Here is a 458-nt window from a genome sequence, read left to right on the forward strand (position 1 = left end):
ACAGCACGGCGGCCGGGCCTGAGGCGGTGGCCTCGGTGCAGGACGGCGTCGCGGTCGGCCATGGCGCGACCGCCGGAGCCAATGCCGGTGACGTGGCGCTGGGTCGGGCTCGGTGACGGCGGCGGCGGTCGGCACAGCCGGCGCGACCATCGGCGGCACGGCCTACACCTTCGCCGGCGCCACCCGACCTCGACGGTCAGCGTCGGCGCGCCGGGGCGGAGCGGACCATCACCAATGTCGCGGCGGGGCGGCTCTCCGACACCTCGACCGATGCGGTGAACGGCTCGCAGCTCTTCGCCACCAACGAGGCGGTCGACAGCGTCACGACGACGGTGACCAACATCAACAATGGCGGGGGCATCAAGTACTTCCACGCCAGCTCGACCGAGCCCGACTCGCAGGCCCTGGGGACGGACTCCGTCGCCATCGGCCCGAATGCGGTCGCCAACAATGCGGGT

The 458-nt window shown here is 72.5% G+C and carries 1 pseudogene; it reads left to right on the forward strand.

Annotated features, from left to right (window positions below):
* Positions 1–227: 227 nt before the first annotated feature.
* Positions 228–458: pseudogene (locus P409_RS41370) on the forward strand (autotransporter adhesin YapN); the annotation flags it as partial.

The sequence above is a fragment of the Inquilinus limosus MP06 genome (assembly GCF_000767795.1).
Classification (GTDB): Bacteria; Pseudomonadota; Alphaproteobacteria; order DSM-16000; family Inquilinaceae; genus Inquilinus; species Inquilinus limosus_E.